The organism is Agrobacterium sp. ST15.16.055 (assembly GCF_027956555.1).
Classification (GTDB): Bacteria; Pseudomonadota; Alphaproteobacteria; order Rhizobiales; family Rhizobiaceae; genus Agrobacterium; species Agrobacterium salinitolerans.
Genome location: NZ_JAQKGN010000003.1, coordinates 46,033 through 64,003, shown reverse-complemented (window position 1 = coordinate 64,003; position 17,971 = coordinate 46,033). Strand labels below are relative to the sequence as shown.

General features: G+C 59.7%; 17 protein-coding genes and 1 tRNA gene. 9 read left to right on the top strand and 9 right to left on the bottom strand.

Features of this window, described 5'->3' with window-relative positions; genetic code table 11:
• Positions 1-197 precede the first annotated feature (197 nt).
• The 3 genes from PL599_RS06315 to PL599_RS06305 form a co-directional block, all read right to left on the bottom strand.
• Positions 198-274 (bottom strand) — tRNA-Arg (locus PL599_RS06315).
• 217 nt (positions 275-491) lie between these two features.
• Positions 492-1,910, bottom strand: a complete 1,419-nt coding sequence (locus PL599_RS06310; protein WP_269823415.1) for an ATP-binding protein — start codon at positions 1,908-1,910, stop codon at positions 492-494.
• Positions 1,911-2,160: 250 nt separating this feature from the next.
• Positions 2,161-4,209: a methyl-accepting chemotaxis protein gene (locus PL599_RS06305; protein ID WP_142912649.1), complete on the bottom strand. Its 2,049-nt coding sequence runs from the start codon at positions 4,207-4,209 to the stop codon at positions 2,161-2,163.
• Positions 4,210-4,560: 351 nt separating this feature from the next.
• On the opposite strand from PL599_RS06305, the gene rpmH reads away from it, so the two are divergent.
• The 4 genes from rpmH to yihA are packed head-to-tail and all read left to right on the top strand — an operon-like array spanning position 4,561 to position 7,570.
• Positions 4,561-4,698, top strand: coding sequence for a 50S ribosomal protein L34 (gene rpmH, locus PL599_RS06300; protein ID WP_003493611.1), 138 nt, complete (start codon positions 4,561-4,563; stop codon positions 4,696-4,698).
• A gap of 36 nt (positions 4,699-4,734) precedes the next feature.
• A complete protein-coding gene (gene rnpA / locus PL599_RS06295; protein WP_077984445.1) occupies positions 4,735-5,118 on the top strand; it encodes a ribonuclease P protein component in 384 nt (127 codons plus the stop codon).
• Complete coding sequence (gene yidC / locus PL599_RS06290; protein ID WP_137409703.1) at positions 5,118-6,920, top strand: membrane protein insertase YidC; 1,803 nt, start codon at positions 5,118-5,120, stop codon at positions 6,918-6,920. The genes rnpA and yidC overlap by 1 nt, the downstream gene beginning before the upstream one ends.
• The gene (gene yihA, locus PL599_RS06285; protein ID WP_035263945.1) at positions 6,917-7,570 is read left to right on the top strand and encodes a ribosome biogenesis GTP-binding protein YihA/YsxC; all 654 of its coding nucleotides are present in this window, start codon (positions 6,917-6,919) and stop codon (positions 7,568-7,570) included. The genes yidC and yihA overlap by 4 nt, the downstream gene beginning before the upstream one ends.
• A 12-nt stretch (positions 7,571-7,582) precedes the next feature.
• Here the strand turns inward: yihA and PL599_RS06280 are convergent, their stop codons facing one another.
• A complete protein-coding gene (locus tag PL599_RS06280; RefSeq protein ID WP_269826118.1) occupies positions 7,583-7,960 on the bottom strand; it encodes a hypothetical protein in 378 nt (125 codons plus the stop codon).
• 271 nt (positions 7,961-8,231) lie between these two features.
• Here PL599_RS06280 and argB point away from each other — a divergent pair, with 271 nt between their 5' ends.
• Positions 8,232-9,116 carry an acetylglutamate kinase gene (argB, locus tag PL599_RS06275; RefSeq protein WP_003503698.1) on the top strand — a complete coding sequence of 295 codons (885 nt, stop codon included), beginning with the start codon at positions 8,232-8,234 and terminating at the stop codon, positions 9,114-9,116.
• Positions 9,117-9,162: 46 nt separating this feature from the next.
• Here argB and PL599_RS06270 read toward each other — a convergent pair whose 3' ends face one another.
• Positions 9,163-10,080, bottom strand: a complete 918-nt coding sequence (locus PL599_RS06270) for a DMT family transporter (RefSeq protein ID WP_269823416.1) — start codon at positions 10,078-10,080, stop codon at positions 9,163-9,165.
• A gap of 106 nt (positions 10,081-10,186) precedes the next feature.
• On the opposite strand from PL599_RS06270, the gene PL599_RS06265 reads away from it, so the two are divergent.
• A complete protein-coding gene (locus PL599_RS06265; protein ID WP_077984441.1) occupies positions 10,187-10,900 on the top strand; it encodes a pyrimidine 5'-nucleotidase in 714 nt (237 codons plus the stop codon).
• A 100-nt stretch (positions 10,901-11,000) separates the two neighbouring features.
• The gene (locus tag PL599_RS06260) at positions 11,001-11,609 is read left to right on the top strand and encodes an EF-hand domain-containing protein (RefSeq protein ID WP_269823417.1); all 609 of its coding nucleotides are present in this window, start codon (positions 11,001-11,003) and stop codon (positions 11,607-11,609) included.
• Positions 11,610-11,649: 40 nt separating this feature from the next.
• On the opposite strand, the gene PL599_RS06255 is transcribed toward PL599_RS06260, so the two are convergent.
• Both PL599_RS06255 and PL599_RS06250 read right to left on the bottom strand, forming a co-directional pair.
• On the bottom strand, positions 11,650-11,907 hold the full coding sequence (locus PL599_RS06255) for a DUF1150 family protein (RefSeq protein WP_003520040.1): 258 nt from the start codon (positions 11,905-11,907) through the stop codon (positions 11,650-11,652).
• A 56-nt stretch (positions 11,908-11,963) separates the two neighbouring features.
• Positions 11,964-12,389 (bottom strand): Hsp20 family protein, encoded by a 426-nt coding sequence (locus PL599_RS06250; RefSeq protein ID WP_137409699.1) that lies wholly within the window; start codon positions 12,387-12,389, stop codon positions 11,964-11,966.
• Positions 12,390-12,595: 206 nt separating this feature from the next.
• Between PL599_RS06250 and PL599_RS06245 the strand changes: the two genes are divergently transcribed.
• A complete protein-coding gene (locus tag PL599_RS06245) occupies positions 12,596-13,540 on the top strand; it encodes a nucleoside hydrolase (RefSeq protein WP_077984438.1) in 945 nt (314 codons plus the stop codon).
• Between the two features lie 71 nt (positions 13,541-13,611).
• Here the strand turns inward: PL599_RS06245 and PL599_RS06240 are convergent, their stop codons facing one another.
• Positions 13,612-15,939, bottom strand: coding sequence for a methyl-accepting chemotaxis protein (locus tag PL599_RS06240; RefSeq protein WP_271358942.1), 2,328 nt, complete (start codon positions 15,937-15,939; stop codon positions 13,612-13,614).
• A 167-nt stretch (positions 15,940-16,106) separates the two neighbouring features.
• Positions 16,107-16,967, bottom strand: a complete 861-nt coding sequence (locus PL599_RS06235; protein WP_137409698.1) for an LOG family protein — start codon at positions 16,965-16,967, stop codon at positions 16,107-16,109.
• Positions 16,968-17,112: 145 nt separating this feature from the next.
• On the opposite strand from PL599_RS06235, the gene dapD reads away from it, so the two are divergent.
• On the top strand, positions 17,113-17,967 hold the full coding sequence (gene dapD, locus PL599_RS06230; protein ID WP_059759385.1) for a 2,3,4,5-tetrahydropyridine-2,6-dicarboxylate N-succinyltransferase: 855 nt from the start codon (positions 17,113-17,115) through the stop codon (positions 17,965-17,967).
• Positions 17,968-17,971 lie beyond the last annotated feature (4 nt).

Genomic DNA, 17,971 nt, shown 5'->3' with positions numbered 1-17,971 from the left:
AAACACCTTGTCCGTTTCCAACGCGGCTTTCACCCCGGGGGCAGCTGATGAAGGGGTGATTTTAGTACATATTCGGAACGTTCGGAATTCGCGCGGCCGTACGGAGCCTCGAAGCATCCGTCTGAAGGAGTTGCCAATACCAGCGATATCGCGCGTGAGAGCGATTGTTTCAGGACTTCATTTTATCGGAAGAGAAATGGCGCACCCGAAGAGATTCGAACTCCTGACCCCCAGATTCGTAGTCTGGTGCTCTATCCAGCTGAGCTACGGGTGCGTGCCGTTCCGGTCGTTTCCGGTGGCGTGGCGATCCTCTAAAACGTCCTCATTCCGAATGCAAGCGATTTCGCTTCGAAATTGTCATTTTTCCGCAGCAATTCATGTATCTAATTGATTTTATTTGAAATTCCATGAGGATCATTTTCCACGGGCCAGATACCATGTCCGTTTGGGTGTGGAGAACGATTGTGCGAACCCGCTGCGGAGCAGGTTTTTCAGGCGGTTCTAGCCGCCTGTACGGAAGCGGCGCGGTCGGCGATCTCGATGCGGAACTGCGTGCCGGGACCGGGCTTTTCGACGAGCGCGATCGTGCCGCCATGGGCAAGCACGAGTTCGCGGGCAATGACCAGCCCGAGGCCCGTGCCGCCGGAGCGGGCCGAACCCCTGAAAGCGGAAAACAGGTTCTCCTTCGCCTTGCGCGGCATTCCGGGTCCATTGTCATCGATGACGATGCTGACAACGCTGCCAGCCCTCTGGGCCGAGATGGAGAGGTGTCGAAGCCCGGCATTCGCGGTATCGGATTGCAAGGCCTGAACGGCATTGCGACAGAGATTGTGGATGACCCGGAAGAGCTGCTCGGAATCCGCATCCACCGTGAGATCGGAGGGAACGCTGTCCTGAAACTCGATGCCACTATCCGGATCGACCGCCAGAATATCGCGCACATCCCGCACCAGAAGGCTCAACTGCACCATCTTGCGTTTCGGCGCGCCTTCGGTCGCCTGGCCATAGGCCAGAACCTCGCCGGTATAGGCCACGGCGCGGTCGATGGTGCGCAAGAGTTTCGGCGCGAAGCTCCTGACCATCGGGTCCTTGGCATCCACCAGACGGTCTGACATGAGCTGGGCGGAGGAGAGAATATTGCGCATGTCGTGGTTGATCTTCGAGACCGCGAGGCCGAGATCCACGAGGTTCTTCTGCTGCCGCAGGGTCTTCTGCAGTTCGGTCTGCATATCGGCGAGGTGGCGGCCGGCAACCGATAGTTCATCCGTTCCCTCATCAGGTACGAAAATCCGCTCGGGATTGCCCGGGTCCTCGGAGAAGTTCTGCATGCCGAGCGTCAGCCGGCGTATGGGCCGGATCATGATGCGGTTGATGGAGATGAAGATCAGGCCTGCGGTGATCAGCGACAGGACGATGGAAATCAGGAAAACGTTGCGGGCATAAGCAAGCATTGCCGCCCTAAGCTTGTTTTCGCCAAGCACCAGTTCGATGATCGTGTCGCTGTCGCCGACGACGTCGAAAACGCGGATGATGCGGTTGCCGCCGAACAGCAGGGTGGAAAAGGCGTCCCGCACCGCCGCCACCTGCGAAACGTCGGAAAGATCATATTGCTCATCGACGCCCGGCGGCGTTTCCGCCACGGCGAGCAAGCGCGACGTGCCGTCCTTGCGCAGGGCGATAAGCTTCGCTCCGGTTGCCATCAGCGTGTCGTTCTGCACGCTTCTCGGCAGTTCAGCCTGCAGGCCGTCGATGACAGCCCCGGCGGCCGCAGCCGTATTCAGACGGTCGCGCAACCATGAAAGACGCATATTGGCGACGGAAGGTACGAAGATCAGCACTTCGGCGATCATCACGAAGATGACTGTGAGCAACAGCAACCGCCCCGAAAGACCGGCGGTCAATCCCGGCATGCAATGCACCCGATCGTCTTGCGTGCGGTCCAAGCTGTCTACGCCTTTAGAAAACACCGGGCCCATGATCCTGTATGCGCGCCGCTGCTTGCGTGGAACGGCTCGGTTTATATGCAGTGATGATAATAGGACCTAATGGATATTTTTCCAATGCACTGCAAAATAAAGGTTTTCATTGCCGGAAAAACAAACGCCGCCCGGCAGGGGCGGCGTTCGAAAATGAGCCGGTCTGAAGCGGACCGCTTGTCGTCTAAAACTCCTGCCAGTCGCCATGCGCGGGTGCCGCCGCAGGCTGGGCATTGAGCGCGCGGCTGACGCTGTTCATCAATTTACGGGCCGGAGACGCCACTGCCGGTGTCCTGCCGGAGACCGCCACCGGACCGGCGGAGACCGCCGTCGGTCTCGCGGGCTGCTCAATGCGGGGGCTGCGCTGCACATTCTCCACGCCAACGTTAAAGCGCGCCACGAGCGTCACGAGATGGTCCGCCTCGCTGCTCAGCTTGTGGGTTGCGGCCGAGGTCTCCTCCACCATGGCGGCGTTGCGCTGCGTTACCTGATCCATCTGGTTGATGGCGGTATTCACCTCGTGCAGTCCGGTGGACTGTTCCCTGGCGGCCGTGGCGATCGAGTGGATGTGCTCGTTGATTGCCAGAACGCGGGTCTCGATCTCGCTCAGTGCGCCGCCAGTTCTTTGCACCAGCGATACGCCGCGCCCGACCTCCTGGCCCGATTTGGTGATCAGCGCCTTGATGTCCTTCGCAGCGGTTGCGGATCGTTGCGCAAGTTCTCGCACCTCCTGAGCGACGACGGCAAAGCCCTTGCCCGCCTCGCCTGCACGGGCGGCTTCCACACCGGCATTCAGCGCCAGCAGGTTCGTCTGGAAGGCGATTTCGTCGATGACGTTGATGATCTGGCTGATTTCGCGCGAGGCATGCTCGATACGATCCATGGCGGACACGGCGTCGCGCACGACATTGGCGGACTCCTCCGTCTTCTGCTTCGTTTCGGCAACCATGGCGCTGGCTTCCTGCGCACGATCGGTCGAATTGCGAACAACGGCGGTAATCTCATCCAGAGCGGCTGAGGTTTCCTCCAGCGCCGCCGCCTGCTGTTCCGTCCGCTTCGACAGGTCATCGGCCGCCGAGCGCAATTCGTTCGCGTTGCCGCTGATGCCTTCCGTGCTGCCGCGCACTTCGCGCATCGTCTCGCGCAGCTTGGTTAGCGTCTGGTTGACGTTCACCTGAAGTTCGGCGAAAACGCCGCGGAACTCGCCATCCATTCTCTCCGTCAGATCGCCCCGCGCAAGGCCTTCAATGACGCGGCTGGTCTCGGACACGCCATTATGGACCCCGATGAGGAGCGAATTGATCGTCGCGGCAAAACGATTGAGGTTGTCGTCGCCATAATCCTTGTTGATGCGGCGGCTGAAATCGCCCTGGGCCGCAGCGTCGACGACGATGGCCATGCCGGCCTGCAGATCGTCGCTTTTCGCGCGCATGGCGGCTTCCTGCGCATTCATGCGGCGCACTTCGCTGCCGTTTTTCTTGAAGACCTCGACGGCCGCGGCCATTTCGCCGATTTCATCGTTGCGGCCGAGATAGGGGACGGCGGCGTCGAGATTTCCGTCGGCCACAGCATTCATCACCTGCGAAACCCTGCGGATGGGTGCGCTGAGTTGCCGCGTTCCCATATACAGGCCGAAGGCCGCTCCCGCGCCGACACCTGCAACCGTCACCGCGACAATCACCCAGAATATGGCGGTGCTGAAAGAATCGACCCCCGCCTTCACGACTTCGAGTTCGGCAAGGTCGTTTTTCACGACACTGTCGATCTCCGCCTGATAAGCCTTGCGGTTGGTGCGGTTAGCCTCGTTATTACCCTGCTGGTTGGCCGCCTGGGGCCCGACTTCCTTACCGAGACGGACCGTCTCCAAGCGGAAGGACCGAAACTCCTTGGATCGGCTGACAAGCTTGTCGAAACTCGCTTTTTGCTCGGCCGGCACCAGCGGGGCCCAAGTAGCGATCAGCTTTTCCATGGCGTCGAGATTTTTCACCATGCCGTTAGCAAAGGGGGTGGCCGCAGCCACATCGGCGGCCGCATAGATACCGCGCGCGTCCATGACGACTGCCGTCACCAGTCGGTTGAGCGCCTCTCCCTTATAAGCCCTTTCGGCGGCTTTCTCGAAATGATGCGAACGAACCCAGAATTCGTTGATCGCATAGATGGACAGCCCGCCAATGGTACAGGCAACAAGGCTCATCAGCCCGACAAGTAGATTGATACGACCGCGAATTCTCAACTTCGTTCCCCCAACAAAAACCAGCTGCGCGATGAAAATGGGAAGCTGGCATAACTTTTCGCGTCACAAGATTTATCAATGCCGCGTTAAGAAAGAATTTCGGATTTTACCGATGACGCGCTGGAATTGGCCTTTATCGGCTGTCGGCGAAGAAGATGGCGATGCGTTTTCCGCAAAAGGTGAAGCGCGAAAACCCCTTCGGCAATTGACTTTGCTCGGCCTATGCCCTTATAAGCCGCGCACGCTCGGCCATTGAAAGCTCGCCCAGGCGGGGTTAGCCGTGCAAAAAACGAAACGCTCTTGCAAATTATTGCAAATTCAAGAAGGGCCGCACACCGCGGTATTAAATAAATGTCGAAGCGTACTTACCAACCGTCCAAGCTCGTCCGCAAGCGTCGTCATGGCTTCCGCGCCCGTATGGCTACCGCCGGCGGCCGCAAGGTTCTCGCAGCCCGCCGTGCGCGCGGCCGCGCTCGTCTTTCGGCTTAATTGCCGTCTCTGTGACCCGGTGAAAGTCGCGGGCACATGAGTAAGACAGGAAAACTGCCCGGCCGGCTTAAAAACCGGTCGGATTTCCTTGCCGTTCAGGCAGGAGAAAAACGGCGGGGAGGCAGCTTTCTTCTGGAAGTGCTTGACCGGAAAGCCCCGGAAACCGAGCCTCGCGTCGGTTTTACCGTAACGAAAAGACAAGGCAACGCGGTCGAGCGAAATCGCATGCGCCGCCGTCTCAAGGAAGCCGTCAGGCTTTCTGCCGGGGTCGCAATGAAGCCCGGTCATGACTATGTGATTGTCGCCCGCAGGGACGTGCTTGATACAGCCTTCCCGAAACTTCAGTCTCTCCTTAACGAGCGAATTGAAGGAACGGCGAAACCGAAACGGTCCCAGGAGACCCGCTCCAGGAAAGAATGATGGAAAAGAACCGCAATTACTTCATCGCGATAGCCCTTTCGGTTGTCATCGTCCTCGCCTGGCAATTCCTTTATATGAATCCGCGTATCGAGCAGCAGCGCCGCGCCGAAGAGGCCCGCCAGGCGCAGCAGCAAACGACGCAGCAACAGCAGCCTGCGCCGGGCGCCGCACCGGGGGCCGCCGTTGAAGGCGCACCGCCCGCATCCTCCCCGCAGGCCGCCGCCACCGCGACCCGCGAAGAGGCAATCGCAAAGACCCAGCGTGTCGCCATCGAGACCAGCGCCATCGCCGGCTCGATCAACCTTACCGGCGCCCGCTTCGACGACATTCGGCTCAAGGACTACCATGAGACCGTCGATGACTCGAGCCCGATCATCACGCTGTTCTCGCCCTCCGACACCAAGGAGGGCTATTTCACCGAACTCGGTTACGTTGCGGCACAGGACGTCGGCGGCGTGCCCGGCCCGACCACCGTTTGGACGCTTGCCAACGGCGACAAGCTGACGGAAACCACTCCGGTCACGCTGACCTACACCAATTCCAAGGGCGTCATCTTCTCGCGTACGGTTTCGATCGACGAGCATTATATGATCTCGGTGGCCGACAAGGTAGAAAACCCGGGACAGGCTGCGATCTCCTTCGCCACCTATGGCCGTGTGACGCGCAACAACAAGCCCGCGGTTCCCCCGGTCTTCGTCATCCATGAAGGTTTCCTCGGCGTCTCCGGCAAGGATGGCAGCCTGACGGAAGAAAAATACAAGGACGTCGAAGAAGCGCCGGTAACAGTTGCAAAGGCGACCGGCGGTTGGCTCGGCATCACCGACAAATATTGGGCCGCGGCCATCGTTCCGCCGCAGACGACACCGTTCGAGACGCGCTACTCGCACATCACCGGCAATCAGCCGAGCTACCAGGCAGACTTCAAGAGCGATGCCCTGACAGTCGAGCCCGGCCAGTCGATCGAGCTGAAGAGCCTCGTCTTTGCCGGCGCCAAGGAAGTGCCGCTGGTCGACCGTTACGAAACGACCTACGCCATTCCGAAGTTCGACCTTCTGATCGACTGGGGCTGGTTCTACTTCATCACCAAGCCGATGTTCAAACTGATGGATTTCTTCTTCCGTTATTTTGGCAATTTCGGCGTGGCGATCCTGCTCACCACCATCGTCGTCAAGGCTCTCTTCTTCCCGCTCGCCAGCAAGCAATATGCCTCCATGGCGAACATGAAGCGCGTGCAGCCGAAGATGGAAGAGCTGAAAGCCAAGCATGGCGATGACCGCATGGCCATGCAGCAGGCGATGATGCAGCTCTACAAGGAAGAGAAGATCAATCCGGTCGCCGGCTGCTGGCCGATGCTTTTGCAGATCCCGGTCTTCTTCGCGCTCTACAAGGTCATCTACGTCACCATCGAAATGCGGCATGCGCCGTTCTTCGGCTGGATCCACGACCTTTCCGCGCCGGATCCGACGTCGTTGTTCAACCTGTTCGGCCTTCTGCCCTACGACGTGCCGCACTTCCTGATGATCGGTGTCTGGCCGCTTGTCATGGGCATCACCATGTTCCTGCAGATGCGCATGAACCCGACGCCCCCCGATCCGACGCAGGCGATGATCTTCAACTGGATGCCGCTGATCTTCACCTTCATGCTGGCCTCCTTCCCGGCCGGTCTGGTCATCTACTGGGCATGGAACAATACGCTCTCTATCACCCAGCAGGCCGTCATCATGAAGCGCCAGGGCGCCAAGATCGAGCTGTTCGATAACATTAAGGGGCTGTTCAAGCGAAAGCCGGTGCAATCGAAATGAGTGAGACCGGCACGGCAACCGAAAAGCCCCTGTTCGGGCGACCCTGGATTTTCATTCGCGGCGTTCCAGCAATGAAATTCCTGCCGCCCGAAGGGCCGCCGGAGATTGCCTTCGCCGGTCGTTCGAATGTCGGCAAGTCCTCGCTCATCAATGCGCTGGTGGGCCACAAGGGGCTTGCCCGCACGTCCAATACGCCCGGACGCACGCAGGAACTGAACTATTTCGTTCCGGATGGTTATTCCGGCGAAGCGGGCGATCTGCCGCCGATGGCGTTGGTCGACATGCCCGGTTACGGTTATGCGCAGGCCCCCAAGGATCAAGTCGACGCCTGGACGAAGCTCGTCTTCGATTATCTGCGCGGCCGGGCGACGCTGAAGCGCGTTTACGTGCTGATCGATTCCCGCCATGGCGTGAAAAAGAATGACGAGGAGGTTCTGACCCTGCTCGACAAGGCGGCCGTTTCCTACCAGATCGTGCTGACGAAGACGGACAAGATCAAGGATGCCGGCGTTCCGCGGCTGATCGGTGAAACGCTGGAGAAAATCCGCAAGCGTCCCGCCGCCTATCCGGAAGTTCTCGCCACATCCTCGGAAAAATCATTCGGGCTGGATAGCCTGCGGGCCGAGATCGTCAGAACGATCTCTCTTTGAGGGGCATGCCTCTCAGGCGATGGTGAAAAGCAGAACGGCGGTCCAGAGCATCGCCGTCAACGCCAGAAGGCGCCAGAAGCGCACGGAATGCCAGACCTCCGAAAATATGGCTGCTAACATGCTGCCGCCCCGTAGCGGCTGGCCCCTGAACGGCAGGCCGGAGCGGCTCGGGTCCCGTTCCAGCAGCACGGCGACGGTTGCGTTTTCGCGATATTCGGTTTCCGCCAGATTGTCCCGCCAGCGCCTGACCATGGCCGCGAACTGGCGGTCGCGTTTGACGCGCTTGGCAAGCTCCGCCATGCTTTCCGGCGGCAGCGCACCCAGCACATATTCGCCCGCAAGCACTTCATCCTGCAAGCCGCTTTGCTTGTCTCGATCGGGTGCCGTCATGTGGTTTCTCGCTCCTCGGTCGTTCAGGTCAGCATCGCTCCCGCGGCGCGCGACATCACCTGTCACCCTGAATTAACCCCTCCCCTTTTCGGTGTAAGGCTGGTCCCATTGGACCTTTATGTCAATCTCATTACGGGGCCGGGACAGCCAAAAAAAAGAAATTTGACCGTTGCCGACACAATAAGGCCAGGAGGTTATTTCATCCGTCAAAGACTTGCTTTAGAGCGGTGGCAGGCTTTCAACGGCCGCAACCACAGACCGAGGTTTTTAGATGACGTCTTCCGAAAGCGAAACTCAGGCGCGGCTGCTCGCACAGGCTCTGCCTTTCATGCAGAAATACGAGAACAAGACCATCGTGGTGAAATATGGCGGTCACGCCATGGGGGATTCCACGCTCGGCAAGGCTTTCGCGGAAGACATCGCCCTTTTGAAGCAATCGGGCATTAACCCCATCGTTGTGCATGGCGGCGGCCCGCAGATCGGCGCGATGCTGACCAAGATGGGCATCGAATCGAAATTCGAGGGCGGTCTGCGCGTCACCGACGCCAAGACGGTCGAGATCGTCGAAATGGTCCTGGCCGGCTCGATCAACAAGGAAATCGTCGCCCTCATCAACCAGACGGGCGAATGGGCGATCGGCCTGTGCGGCAAGGACGGCAACATGGTCTTTGCCGAAAAGGCGAAAAAGACCGTCATCGATCCTGACAGCAATATCGAACGTGTGCTCGATCTCGGCTTCGTCGGCGAAGTCACCGAAGTCGACCGCACCCTGCTCGACCTGCTCGCCAAGTCGGAAATGATCCCGGTGATCGCCCCGGTCGCGCCCGGCCGCGATGGCGCCACCTACAATATCAATGCCGATACCTTTGCCGGCGCGATTGCGGGTGCGCTTCACGCCTCGCGTCTGCTGTTTCTCACCGACGTTCCCGGCGTTCTCGACAAGAACAAGGAACTCATCAAGGAACTCACCGTCTCGCAGGCGCGTGCGCTCATCAAGGACGGCACGATTTCCGGCGGTATGATCCCGAAGGTCGAGACCTGCATCGACGCCATCAAGGCCGGTGTTCAAGGCGTTGTGATCCTCAACGGCAAGACGCCCCACTCCGTCCTTCTGGAAATCTTCACGGAAGGCGCCGGCACGCTCATCGTGCCCTGATGTGCTTCAGGTGGCGGACGGCAAGCCTGTCCGCCACAACTGACATTCAGCCGAATGCCAAAAGCGACAGCACACCCACGACAATCAGCAGGCAGCCGGACAGTTCGAGCCGGTTGATCTTCTCCTTGAAGAAAAGCACGGTCGAGGCGAAGGCGAAGAGTATCTCCACCTGCGCCAATGCCTTCACCACGGCGGCCTGCTGCAGGGTCATCGCCGTGAACCAGCCGAACGAGGCCGTTGCGCCCACGAAACCGACCGCAAGCGACGGTTTCCACACCTTGGCGATGCGCCGCAACTCTTCCCGCTCGCGCCAGACGATCCACAGGAACATCGACACCGTCTGCATGACGATGACGACAACCAGAGTAAAGCCCGCCTGCATCATCGCGTCCAGAGCGGGAAGGCTCGGCGCAAGCGCGAGCGACGCCGACCGGTAAGCGACTGATGACAGGCCGAAGAAAGCGCCCGAGGCAAGACCGATACCCGCTGTCCGGCTGAAGATCGAGGTGAAGAAGGAAGCGGGCGTGACTTCCGTGCGCGCCACCGAAATCAGCATGACGCCGGCGACCGAGATGGCGATGGCCGCCAATGTGCCGCCATTGACGCTTTCCCCGATGAAAATAAGCGCGAACAGTGCCGCCTGCGCCGGTTCTGTGCGGGAATAGGCCGTTCCAACCGCGAAATTACGGAAGGAGAACAGGTGCACGAGCAGGAAGGTGGCGGCAATCTGCGCCATGGCGCCGACCGTCGCCCACACGGCAAAGGACATGTTCGGCACCGGCAGAGGGCGACCGAGCCCGAAATGCAGGAAAGCAAGATAAGCGAGAGCGAAAGGCATGCCGAACACGAAGCGCACGAAGGTCGCGCCCGTGGTGCCCATCATGCCTTTGAGGTGCTTTTGCAGGGTCGAGCGCAGGTTCTGCAGGAACGCGCTTGCGAAAGTGATACCAATCCAGAGTTCCATGGCTTTGCCGGTATCATGCGCGGGAGCCCGCAGCCAAGCCCGATTTTCTGATCAATCGTCGTCTTTTCGATTTTCTTCGGCCTTCGAAACAGGCATAAAGCAGCCCATGGACACAAAGCCGAAAAACCTGCCCGAAGCCGCCGATTTCGCCCATGTGAGCGAATGGGTCTTCGATCTCGACAACACGCTCTATCCGCATCACATCAATCTGTTTTCGCAGATCGACCGTAACATGACGGCCTATGTGGCGGAGCTTCTGAAGCTCGATCCCGACGAGGCGCGGGCGCTGCAGAAGCGCTATTATCACGACCACGGCACGACGCTTCAGGGCCTGATGATCCATTACGGCATCAGCCCGGACGAGTTTCTGGAACGTGCCCATGCCATCGACTATTCGGCGCTGAAACCGCATCCGGAACTTGGCGAGGCGATCAAAGCTCTGCCGGGCCGCAAATTCATCCTTACCAACGGCAGCGTCAAACATGCGCAGGCCGCCGCCGGTGCGCTTGGCATTCTCGATCATTTCGAGGATATTTTCGATATCGTCGCCGCCGGCTATCTGCCGAAACCGGCCAGCGCGACCTATGAGAAGTTCGCGGCGCTTGCGAAGCTCGACACGCAAAAAGCCGCCATGTTCGAGGATTTACCCCGCAATCTCGCGGCGCCCAAGGCGCTTGGCATGAAGACCGTGCTGCTCGTCCCCGCCAATCTCGAGGGTGTCGTCATGGAACGCTGGGAAATCCCGGCCGTCACGGATGCGCATATCGACTACATCACCGACGATCTGACCGGCTTCCTGACGAAAACCATCGCAGGCTGAGCAGCGAACATTACCGAAGCTTCATACACCTTACCGATGTTTAAGTGGTGGGGCTTGCTGGACGTCACTATCTTCTCTTCAGGGACACCAAAGAAAGGTAATGACGATGACCACACGTAAAATCGCCCTGTCTGCTCTTGGCGCAGCCCTTGTGCTCAGCACGGCCGCAACGGCAAGTTTCGCCGCACCCGGCAAAGGCCATAAGGATCGCATGCCAATCCGCCAGGAAGCCGCCTTCGTTCACCTCTTAAAGGTTGCGGATGTCAACAAGGACGGCAAGATTTCCAAGGAAGAATTCGCCGCCCGTCAGGACGCGCTCTTCACCGAGATCGACAAGGACAAGGACGGCTCGATCACGCCGAAGGAAATGCGTGAGTATCGCCAGGCGAAAATGGAAGCTTTCCGCGCCGCCAACCCCCGTCCCGAGCGTGAGGAGGCCAAAGCCGAAGACGGCAAGGGCCCCGAGGGCAAGCGCGCCGAAGGACATGCCGAGCGCGAACATGGCGGCCGTTTCGGCCATCAGGGATGGGGCAAGCATGGCGGCAAGGGCGCAGGTTTCGCGCTGATCCGCTGGGCCGATACCGACGAGAACGGTCAGGTCAGCAAGGCCGAATTCACCGCCGCCGGCGAAAAGATGTTTGAACGGCTGGACAAGAACAAGGACGGCGTCATCTCCATCGACGACATGCCGGACCGCCCGTTCCTTTAACCCGCGAAAGAAAAGCCCGCTCAAAAGCGGGCTTTTTTCTTCAATGCAGGCTGACGGTCTGGAGATCGTCTTCGGCAGCCTTGAAAAACGTACTGGACCGGTTGTCCGTCAGGAGGATCGGCGTACCATCTGCACCGAACAGCGCCCAAAGGTCCAACTGCGGATCGAGATCGGGCGCTTCCGGGAAACAGCGGCTGACGTCTTCCGCGCGAATCTTGCGGATATATCCCACTTCTCCTTCGCCGATATGGGCGAGCTGGGATTGGGTGAGACGCGCATGCGCTTCTTTCAACAGCATATTTCAGCCTCCTTCTTCACGCCGAGCGATTCGTGTCGGATTCCGGCGTTCATGGTCTACTCTGAGACGGAAATATTAATTTTCTTCACCACGTTTGAAATTTCCGGCCGGACCAGATCGATGGAAAGAAGGCCGTTGCGCAGGCGCGCCTCCCTGACCTGCATGCCGTCGGCAAGCACGAAGACCCGCTGGAACTGGCGCGCCGCGATTCCGCGATAGAGAAAATCGCGCTTCTCCTGTTCCTGCTGGCGGCCGCGGATGACAAGCTGGTTATCGGCCGTCGTGACATCCAGATCGTCCTGCGAAAAACCGGCAACCGCGATGGTAATCCTCAGGCGCTCGGGCACGTCATCGTTGCCGGGCAGACGCTCTATGTTATAGGGAGGATAGCCGTCATTGGCCTTAGCCATGCGCTCCAGCGTTTTTTCCATGGCATCAAAACCCAGCAAAAGCGGGTGGGTGAATGGCGTCATGCGGCTCATGTCTCTTTTGTCCTTGCAACCAAGCGACGTTTCGCGGCCCCGCTTCCGGCAGCCTTGCCGGTCAATCGCACCGGCCCCTGCAATATGGGAAGCACAACCGCAATACGCAAGACGCGGCGACGAGCAAAGGGGATACCGGGGAATGAGGCTTGACAAGTGAGCACCCGCCGCTCGAAAAAAGCGCTCATCTCAACGGCGGGCAAGACATGGCAGAACGCAGAAAAATCATCATCGACACCGATCCGGGCCAGGACGACGCGGCGGCAATCATGCTCGCTTTTGGAAGCCCTGACGAAATCGACATTCTCGGGCTGTGCGCCGTTGCCGGCAACGTTCCGCTGAAACTGACCAGCCGCAACATCCGCATCATCTGCGAATTGTGCGGCCGCACCGATATTCCCGTCTATGAGGGCGCGGAGAAGCCGCTGGTGCGCAAGCCCATCACCGCCGAGCATGTTCACGGCAGCACCGGCCTCAACGGCCCGGTTCTCGATGAGCCGACCATGGAAGCGCAAAAGCAGCATGCGGTCGATTTCATCATCGAAACGCTGATGCGCGAACCGGCCGGCACGGTGACGCTCTGCACGCTTGGCGCGCTGACCAACGTGGCGCTGGCTCTCCTCAAGGCGCCGGAAATCGCCGATCGCGTCAAGGAGCTGGTGATGATGGGCGGCGGCTTCTTCGAGGGCGGCAACATCACACCGGCGGCGGAATTCAACATCTATGTCGACCCGCAGGCCGCCGATATCGTCTTCCGCTCCGGCATGCCGATCGTCATGATGCCGCTCGACGTCACCCATCAGTTGCTGACGACCAAGGCTCGGGTCAGCCGCATTCGCGACATTGGCACGCGGCCGGCCATCGCCATGGCTGAAATGCTGGAATTCTTCGAACGTTTCGACATTGAGAAGTACGGTTCGGATGGCGGTCCGCTGCATGACCCGAGCGTCATTGCCTATCTCATCAAGCCCGAGTTGTTCGAAGGTCGCGAATGCAATGTCGAAATCGAGGTCCATTCCGAGCTGACCATGGGCATGACAGTGGTGGACTGGTGGAATGTTACCGAACGGCCCGCCAATGCCCGTGTGATGCGCAAGGTGGACGCCGACGGCTTCTTCGAATTACTGACGGAACGTTTCGCCCGTCTGTGACGGAATACGAACACCAAAAAGGGCCGCTGGTATCCCCAGCGGCCCTTTTTATTTGAAGTCAGGAAGGCGTGTCAGAACTCCGTCCAGTCATCCTGCGCCAGCGCGTTTGCACCGCTGGTTCTCGGACGGGCGCGAGGAGCCGCAGCCTGCGCCCTTGCCGGAGCGGCGGGGGCGCGCATTGCCGCCGCCGTGGCGCGCAGTTGCTGGCTGGAATGGCCGCCGGAAACGGAGAAACCGGCCACGAGCGACTTCAGCGTTTCGGCTTCGCTGTTCAGCGTCACGCTGGCCGCCGTGGTTTCTTCTACCATCGCCGCATTCTGCTGGGTAACCTGATCCATCTGCGTGACAGCGGAATTGATCTCTTTAAGGCCTACCGCCTGCTCGCTGGCGGAGGCGGAAATCTGCCGTATCAACTGGTTGATCTGCAGAACCTGATCGGCGATCTTTTTCATCGTCGCACCGGCCTTGCCGACCAGTTGGACGCCCTCGTCCACCTGGGTGGCCGAGGTGTTGATGAGGCCCTTGATCTCCTTGGCCGCGGTGGCGGACCGCTGCGCCAGTTCGCGCACCTCCTGTGCTACGACGGCAAAGCCCTTGCCGGCATCACCGGCGCGCGCGGCTTCCACACCCGCATTCAGCGCCAGAAGGTTGGTCTGGAAGGCGATCTCGTCGATAACGCCGATGATGCGGGAGATTTCGGCAGAGGATTGCGCGATGCCTTCCATGGAGTTCACGGCCTGCTGCACGACTTCACCCGATTTGCCCGCATCGTCGCAGGCATGGCTGACGGCTCCGGCCGCCTCTGCGGCGTTTTCCGCGCTGGAATTCACCTGCGCGGTCAGCTCATTGAGGGCGGCGGCGGTTTCTTCCAGGCTTGCGGCCTGCTGTTCCGTGCGGTGCGAAAGATCGCTGGCTGCGCGGGTGATCTCGCCGGTGCCGTTGCCGATGCTGACGACGGTTGCGTTGACCGTGGAAACGGTTTCCTCGAGGCTGGCGAGCGCCGAGTTGAAGTCCTCGCGCAGCTTCGCATATTCGCCGGGGAACTCGTCTTCGATACGGTAGGTGAGATTGCCCTGCGAAAGCGCATTGAGGCCAGCACCCAGCACGCCGACAATGTGCTGCTGCATGCGGCTGTTTTCAGTACGCTCGGATTCCGAGCGCTGGCGCGCCGTTTCCGCGTGACCACGCTGGGCCTCGGCTTCGGCCTCCATCTCGCGGATACCGGCAAGCTTCGCGCGGAAACCTTCAAGTGCAGTAGCCACCGCACCCGTCTCATCCCGGCGCTCCTGTCCGGAAACCGGTACATCGTAGCGACCGTCGCTCAGCGTCCTGACGTCGGAAACCAGCGAGGCAAGCGGATTGCGGACGAAATGGCGCACGGCGAAATAAAGCGCAGTGATGACGGCAGCGAGAATGACGATCGCACCGATGATCATCATGTAGGTCTGCTCCTGAACCGGTGCGTTCAGGGCCTGATGGGGAATATCCACCAGTACCACCCAGGTCGCGTTGAGACCCGGAACGGCGAAGGGATAGACGAGACGGTTATAGGGCGCGTCCGTATGGAGGCCGAGATTTTCAATGAGGCCCTGTTTGCCGGAGGTAATCGCCGCCTGCACGGTGCTCGCACCGTCTCCGTCGTAAGCCTTCATGTTCTGCTCGGGCGTCGGCGGCACCAGCCACTGGCCGCCCTGCGAAACGAGCGTTACGCGGCCGGTTTCGAAAGGATGCAGCGCTTGCAGCTTCTGCGACAGCGAGGCCAGCGAGATATCGACACCCGCCACACCGATCATCTTGCCGTCCGACATGACCGGATAGGCAAGCGAGGTCATGGTTGTGGGTACTTCCGTGCCTTCGGCGAGATAAGGCTGGGTAATGGCGCCCTTGCCGGATTTGGCGGCGAGCGCATACCATTCCGCCGCATAATCGTTCTTGAAGGTCGAAAACTGGATGTCGCCCTTCTGGGTCTTCGACCAATAGGGGGCAAACGCGCCGTTTTCATTGGTGCCAAGATCGAGCCTGCCCGCAATCTCCGTGCTCTGTCCATCAAAAAGGCCGAGCTGCTCGCAAAACCAGCTTCCGAAAGCAAAAGTATTCTGCTCGACATTGGCCTTGAGGATGTTGACGATGCCGGGCCGGTCCATCGATTTCGCCTGATGCGCGCGGCCGATGACGCCGGCCATGGAGCGTGCGGCGCTGCCGAGTTCGCCCACATCGGCGGCGATCACATTGGCGATGGCGCGCGCTTCGGTATTGGCCTGATCCATGGTCAGCGCGTGCACGCGCTCACTCGTCTGGGAAATGAGAAAGGAATTCGATGCAACGAGAACCGTGGTGATGGCGCAGCCGGTTACGAGGATCAGCTTCGTCGCAAGCGACTTCACTTGGAAATTGAACATTTTGGCCTCGATCAAATCGCCCGCCCGAAGAAGGCTGACGTCAACGGATGATAAATCTCCGTCATGGAGGCCCGTCCGCAGGGGACAGTGCGCTGCAGCGCGACGAGGTGAAATTAGAAGAAGATTGCTAATTAAACCCTAAAATTACTTCGCCGCGCCAAGCATAATCAGTGTTCGTAGTGGGCCGAGATGACTTTCCATGCATCTTCAGCCGTTTCGGCGAAATGCAGCAAATTCATATCATCCGGTGCAATGGTGCCGAAATCCGCCAGGAACTTGAAATTGATTACCGATCGCCAGAACTTCTCACCGAACAGGACGAGCGGAATGGGCTCCATGCGCTTCGTCTGGATAAGCGTCAACGTTTCGAAGAGCTCATCAAGCGTGCCGAAACCGCCGGGAAAGATCACCACCGCTTTCGCCCGCATCAGGAAATGCATCTTGCGAATGGCGAAATAGTGGAAGTTGAAGCTCAGCTCCGGTGTTACATAGGGGTTCGGCGCCTGCTCGTGCGGCAGGACGATGTTGAGGCCTATAGACGGGCCGCCGGCATCGGCAGCGCCGCGATTGCCCGCTTCCATGACACCGGGACCGCCGCCGGTGACCACGACATATTCGAGGTGATCTGATTTCGCGGCATAATCGGTACAGAGACGGGCAAATTTGCGCGCCTCGTCGTAATAAACCGAGGATTGCTCCAGATTGCGCTTCTGCGTCTCGTTGCGCGCCGCCCAGGCCTCGCCGCCGGGTTCAGGAATACGGGCGCCGCCGAACATGACGACGGTGGATTTGATGCCCCGCTCGGCCAGCGCCATTTCTGTCTTCAGAAGTTCCAGCTGAAGCCTGACGGGACGCAGTTCCTCGCGGCAGAGAAAATCCATGTCCGCATAGGCAAGCCGGTAGGACGGGGAATCCGACTGTGGCGTCCTGGGAATGACCTCGGCCTGCTGCTTGTCCGCAGAGCTGCGCTTCAACGGGTCCCATACCCCGTCCTTGCGCCGCAATTTGCCGTTTTTCAGTCGTGTCATTTCCATGCCTTTCGTCTGACGCGCCAAATCATCCAAATCACATTGACGCCTTTCCAACACTCCCTTAGATCAAATGACCAAAGCCTTCCAGCGGCGCGGGACCATCCGTGACCACGAACACCACGCGACATTCAAGGAATTTTCCATGAGCCTTACGGATCTAACCTCCCTCGAAACCATCATCGAAACCGCATTCGACAACCGCGATGGTGTGAACGTATCGACGAAGGGCGAGGTTCGCGACGCCGTGGACACATCTCTTCAACTTCTCGACAGCGGCAAGGCGCGCGTGGCCGAAAAGCAGGCTGACGGAAACTGGAAGGTGAACCAGTGGCTGAAAAAGGCCGTGCTTCTGTCCTTCCGCCTGAACGACATGGAAATCGTGACCGGCGGACCGGGCGAATCCACCTGGTGGGACAAGGTGCCGTCGAAGTTCGAAAACTGGGGTGAAAACCAGTTCCGCGCCGCCGGTTTCCGCGCCGTGCCGAACGCCGTCGTGCGCCGCTCGGCTTACGTTGCCAAGAACGTCGTGCTGATGCCGTCCTTCGTCAATCTCGGCGCCTATGTCGATGAAGGTACGATGGTCGATACCTGGGCGACGGTCGGCTCCTGCGCGCAGATTGGCAAGAATGTGCATCTTTCGGGCGGCGTCGGTATTGGCGGCGTTCTGGAGCCCTTGCAGGCGGGCCCGACGATCATCGAGGACAATTGCTTCATCGGCGCCCGTTCGGAAGTCGTCGAAGGCTGCATCGTGCGCGAAGGTGCGGTTCTCGGTATGGGCGTCTTCATCGGCAAGTCCACCAAGATCGTGGACCGCGCCACCGGCGAGATCACCTATGGCGAAGTGCCACCCTATTCCGTCGTCGTTGCCGGCACCATGCCGGGCAAGCCTTTCCCGAACGGCGAACCGGGCCCAAGCCTCTATTGCGCCGTGATCGTCAAGCGCGTCGATGAAAAGACCCGTTCCAAGACCGGCATCAACGAGCTTCTGCGCGACTGATAAA